This is a genomic window from uncultured Cardiobacterium sp. (genome assembly GCF_938028185.1).
In the GTDB taxonomy this organism is placed as follows: Bacteria; Pseudomonadota; Gammaproteobacteria; order Cardiobacteriales; family Cardiobacteriaceae; genus Cardiobacterium.
This window is the reverse complement of sequence record NZ_CALJAH010000267.1, coordinates 1-5,088: the sequence shown is the minus strand read 5'-3', so window position 1 is coordinate 5,088 and position 5,088 is coordinate 1. Positions and strand designations below refer to the sequence as shown.

At 58.8% G+C, this 5,088-nt stretch carries 6 protein-coding genes; 3 read left to right on the top strand and 3 right to left on the bottom strand.

What is annotated here, in order from left to right; all coding sequences use genetic code 11:
• From Q0349_RS07875 to Q0349_RS07865, 3 genes are all read right to left on the bottom strand, one after another.
• On the bottom strand, positions 1–328 hold a 328-nt coding region (locus tag Q0349_RS07875; protein ID WP_298080319.1), incomplete at its 3' end, for a hypothetical protein.
• Positions 325–2,481 (bottom strand): MobH family relaxase, encoded by a 2,157-nt coding sequence (mobH, locus tag Q0349_RS07870; RefSeq protein WP_298080318.1) that lies wholly within the window; start codon positions 2,479–2,481, stop codon positions 325–327. The genes mobH and Q0349_RS07875, both read right to left, overlap by 4 nt.
• Positions 2,482–2,483: 2 nt before the next feature.
• The gene (locus Q0349_RS07865) at positions 2,484–2,918 is read right to left on the bottom strand and encodes a hypothetical protein (RefSeq protein ID WP_298080317.1); all 435 of its coding nucleotides are present in this window, start codon (positions 2,916–2,918) and stop codon (positions 2,484–2,486) included.
• A 406-nt stretch (positions 2,919–3,324) separates the two neighbouring features.
• Here Q0349_RS07865 and Q0349_RS07860 point away from each other — a divergent pair, with 406 nt between their 5' ends.
• The 3 genes from Q0349_RS07860 to Q0349_RS07850 all read left to right on the top strand — a co-directional run.
• A complete protein-coding gene (locus tag Q0349_RS07860; RefSeq protein ID WP_298080316.1) occupies positions 3,325–4,578 on the top strand; it encodes a hypothetical protein in 1,254 nt (417 codons plus the stop codon).
• On the top strand, positions 4,575–4,763 hold the full coding sequence (locus Q0349_RS07855) for a hypothetical protein (RefSeq protein ID WP_281839552.1): 189 nt from the start codon (positions 4,575–4,577) through the stop codon (positions 4,761–4,763). The genes Q0349_RS07860 and Q0349_RS07855 overlap by 4 nt, the downstream gene beginning before the upstream one ends.
• A 12-nt stretch (positions 4,764–4,775) precedes the next feature.
• Positions 4,776–5,088: hypothetical protein (locus Q0349_RS07850; protein WP_298080315.1), on the top strand; the 313-nt coding region annotated here is incomplete at its 3' end.

The window sequence follows — 5,088 nt, the reverse complement described above, 5'->3', positions numbered from 1 at the left end:
GGCTTGTCCATGCTGGTATAAGCCCGTCATTGCGACGGGAAAGCCTGTCAGAGAGAGATTTTGGAGAGAAATGTGTACCGTTTGAACTGTTCACAAATGTACCGCTTTCATCTCGGCTTTGCAACCGTTTTTTGAGCGCAACTCCTTGAACTGATTGGAACCTGACCATGAATCGGTGTGTACAGATACGACGCGCGTATAGGTTTTGCCACGGGCTTCTCCGGTTTTGTTTTTGTACGTGTCTTTCTTGAGTAATCATTTGATTATGTGAAGGTTGTGTTGGCATAAACGTGCCGTCTATGAAAATATATTTTGCGTGTGCATTCATGTATCACCCCCCGCCTTCTTGGCGGGTTTCTTTTTCCCCGCGCTGTCTTTGTTCTTCGGTGCTGCCGGTACCAGATTGCCGTTGGTCGGTACGCCATCGATGATCGTTTTTACCGCCGTGTCATCGCCTGCGAATTTTTCTATTTCAAACAGGTAAAAATTGAGAGCCTGGTGTCCGCCGAGTGGGTTGTTCTCGGATTTTTTGATTTGGTAACGGTGTATTTGTCCGGCAGGCGCGGGGGTGTTGCTTTTGTTTTTGTGCAGCGCGTGTTGGATACGGGTCGCCGTGCTCTTGTCCTGCACCAGGCCGAGGGTGTCGCCAAAAAGGAAATAGATGCGCGGTGTGACGGCAGCAATGACGTCGCGTCCCTGGTAGCACACTTTGTTGATGACGCTGTTGCTTTCGTTGATGACGATTTTCCGTTCGCGGATTTGTGCCCTGCACCAGACAAAGAAACGTTCGCCCAGGTCAGAGGGTTCGGTTTGTTCGCCTGCTGCCGCTGCGGAAGGCAGTTGTTCTCCTGCCGCAGGTGGTGGAGTTTTGGTGGTTTCCTGCGGCAGGTTTTCGTCTTCGCCTGCGGCAGCCGCAAAAGGTTCTGCGGCGGTTGCAGGTGCCGGTTGTGTCGTGGCAGTTGTTGCCGACGCAGAAAACGGGACTTCGATACCGACCGGGTCGGCAAAGGGGTCGTCGGCAGCCGCAGTTTGCTGCGCTGTTTCTTCTCCTGTCGCAGTTGCAGGACGGTTTTCATCAGTGGCTGCCGCATGTGGCGTAAATGTCCCGCCTGTTGCAGGGTCAGCGAACGGGTCATCTGCTGTTGCAGGTGTGGTGGTTTGTGGCGTGGCGGTTTCGTCCCACGGGAAGGTCTGGTCGCTGAAGGTGTCCGGGGCTTCAGGGACTGTTGCAGGCGGGGGCGATGATGCCGGGATTGGGGCAGGTTGGTGACTCGCTGGTACTGCGCTTTTGGCGGCCATTGCGTAGGTCGGAGCGGCGGTTTCGCGGCTTGCCACTTCAACCAGGTCGCCAGGAAACGGCGGGGGAGCGGTGACGAGCAGGCGTGCGGTGCGGAATTTGAGGACGGTGTAGGTGTCGCTTTTGCCTTGCAGGGTGCGTTTCAGGTAGTGCATCACTTTGCCGTCGGCGTTTCGTTCGGCGAAACCGTGTTCGCCGAGGATGTCGAAGATGCGGTTGTTGTCGCTTGGAATATCGTTCTGCCCGTCTTCGTGCAGGCTGTTTCGTAGTGTATCGGCCAGCGTTTTGCTGAGGATGTAGGTGTAGCCCGTGTGGAAGTCGCCGGTGGTATAGACGTTGCCGTTGCGGGTATTGATGGCAAAGCGGTTGTCGGCGAGGAGATGGCGCAGGCGGGTCATCAGGCGCTCGCCGATGTTTTCCAGGGTTGCGCCTTTGAATCTGCGCGTGGGAATGTGTTGCAGGCTTTCACCGGTGGATTGTTGGTCGGCTTGGCGCACGATTTTGCCGATGATTTCGGCGGCGTCATCGTCGCCATGGATGTAGCCCATCACCTGTTGCATCACGTGCAGGCGCGGCAGGATGAAATCTTGTGCCAACGGCGACAGCAAGTGTCCGATAAAGGCAAGGCCGAGTTGTTCGTGCAGGACGTGGTATTTGGGGTCGTTGAAAACGATGCGGTAATGCCGCCCTGCGAGTTGTGCCGGATCGCTGGAGAAGGGTTCCAGCTCGCGGTTGTTATCGAGGATGAAGCGGCACAGGGTGAGGCGTTTGCCGACGTCGTGCAGCAGGGCGGCGAGGAAAACCGCGTAGGTCCAGAGGTGGCGTTCGTCTTCCTGCTGTTTCTCTGTCGTAAACATGGGCAGTTTGTGCTGGCGGCGCAGGGTCAGGGCATGTTCGAGAACTTCAAGCGTGTGCACAAACAATCCGCCCGGTACGGCGTGGTGGTGTGCCTGCGAAGCCGGCATCAGCTGCACCAGTTCCGCGAAACGTTCGATCGTATCCTGGTACAGGGTCTGATAGGTCACGTCATCGATTTGCACGATGCGCCGGATGTGGGCGAGGCGGCTGTACTGCCCGGTGAGGTCGATCAGGGCGCGGGCGGAAAGTACCGGCAATTGGTCAAAATCGAGTTTGTCCGGCGCGCGGCTTTTTGCCGTCTTGCTACCAAGCAGCCACTTCAGCATGTTTAACCGTCCTGAGCGAGTGGTTCATGCAGCTGGCGGGCAACCCAGTCGGCAATGAGGTCTGTTGCAGGATAGGGCTGGTCGGTGTCGCGGTAATGCAGTTCGCCGCCGGGGTGCTGTTGCCGCCATGTCTTGAGCGGAATTTCCAGTGGGTTCCAGACGCTGACACGACCGTCGGCGGCGGTATGGATGACGCGGTACCTGAAGCAGGAAAGGCGCTGGATACATGCCCAGATGGCCAGCTTGATACGCATGTGCGACGCGTCGGGGTAGTTGATATCCAACCGCTCGAGAAAAGCCTCCAGCTCTGCCGCAGGCAGTTCTTCTTTCTCCACCCAGTGTGTCGAAAAGCCCTCATAGTGCCGGTAAAGCGCCTCTATTGCCGGGCGCATCGCCGTAATTGCCTTTTGGTAGCGCGGTGCCAGTGTGTCTGTCATCGTCTCTGTCCTTTAACCGTTAGGAACCGTTAAAAACCCGTTAAACCCCTTCGTGGTAACCGCGTAGCGGTTACCACCCCTTGCCTCCCTTCAGGCCATTGAAGCCCCTTTCCCCTTGCCGTTAACAGCCGTCCCCCGATAGGGGACGGCTTCCTTTAGAGGCAGGAGCCCTTCAGCCCCTTCAATCACCCGGCAACACGGCAGCACACGCGCAGCGGGTGTTGCCGGGGTGACGGATACCCTTTAGTGCTTGGGAGGGCAGGTTGTCAGGTTTGTGCATTGTCAATGCTTTGCGTCGCCGCGTCAGCGGATATGGTGCAATTTAGCGCGCTAATTTGTGCCATATTTCCTGACGTTAGGCTTGCCGCGCCGAATAATTCCGCCAGTTTTGGTATTCGGAGTACGCATGACGCGACCGGTTCTACTTTTTTCCGCGCTAGCGCTCGCCCTCGGCGCGCAGGCACAGACCTACTACGGCAATGGCTATACCATCGTCGAGAGCGGGGAAGTGAATGACCGCCTTTCCGGCTTGGATGCCATGGTATTCAAGACGATTGACGCTTACAGCGTCCAGGAAGGACTGGAGCAGCTGTTGCAGGGCAGCGGTTGGGCACTCGCTGGCGCAGATAATGCCGACCCGCAAATCTGGCGTCTCTACCGTCAGCCGTGGCCCGACAACAAGCGCAGCATCAATCCGATGCCGCTGGCCCGCGCACTGTCCTGGGTCGCCGGTGACGGCTGGTCACTCGTTGTTGATCCAGTGAACCGCCTCGTTTCTTTCGAGGTCAATGTGCGCTATGCCGAGCGTCCTGCACCAGTAGCAGCTACTGTGGCCAATACGCCGGCGGATAACGCGCCGCTCACGGCAAGCGGCACGACCCGCGTCAGTCCTTCTCCCTATGACCCCTATGCCAGCTCGGTCTCCTATGCCGCCTCTCCCAGTTATCCCGCCAGACATACGGCAACGTCGGCGGCTTACGGGGGCAGCTTTCCTAACGACAGTTACGTCGCCTCACCCCAGGCGGTACTGCTGCCGCCACCTGCCGGGGATTATCACGACAGTACCTTCAATACCCCGCCGCCACGCAAATCCGTGCGTGAAGCCAGCGCACTACGCCCCGCCACTACCCGCCTTGCCGACCTGAAAACCGTCTCACCCGGGACAGATGCGGAAAAATCCGGCAAAGCGACCGCAGGCAAGAAAGCGCGCAAGTCTGCTACAGGCACTACTCCGGCGTTGCTCCCCGTCAGTACGGGCGAGAAAACCGCCAGCCGCAGTAAAACCGCCACGCCTGCGACTGCGACAGCGCGTACTGCCGCATCTACTTCCGGCACAAAAGCCGCCGTAACGACTGCGACAGAGAAAAAGACTGCACCCAACGCTGATGCCGCTAGGAAAACGGCGACTACACCCGCTACCGAGAAAGCGGCAACGGCTACCCGCAAGACGGCTACCGCGCCTGCTGCGACAGAAAGCAAAGCAGCAGCTCCGGCTGCGGCGACCGATACAAAAGCTGCCGCGAAGCCTGCGACAGAAGCCAAAGCGGCGAACCCGGATAAACCACCATCCGCCACGCCGACCCAGGCAACCACTTCATCAACGCCGCCTGCACCAGCCGCCCATACACCCAATACCACCAGCGGGGAGAGCCACCCATGAAAACCTTCCTCCTCCCGCTCGTCTTCGCCTGCCTGCTTTCCGCCTGCACCAGCTTCTCCGGCAGCCGCGCCGATGGCGGCTGCCAGTACCGTGAGCGCGACCTCACCGTCAACTGGTATTCGCGCAGCTACTGGTGTGTGCCGGATGGCCGCGCGCCGCAATCTGCCCGGAAAACCGCCGAGTAAACGGGAGCCGCCATGGATTGCCGTAGCGTGATGTTGTTGACTGTTTTTGCCTTGGCGCTGGGAGCGTGCAAGCACAAAGCTGACAAAACGCAGCAAAGTACCGCCGACAGCGGCAACAGTCCGTACTCGTTCTATGGCGATGACCAGGCACCTTCTGCCGATGCGGTCACAATCGCTGATGCGGCAGACGCGAAGATGGAGATTACGGCGGCGCGCATCACCCCACCGGGTATGCAGCGCTGGGATCCGCCCCCGATAAAGGCAGCACCATTGCGCGGTGAGTCACGCGCGCGCCAGTTGGAGCATATGCCGATGATCAATGAGC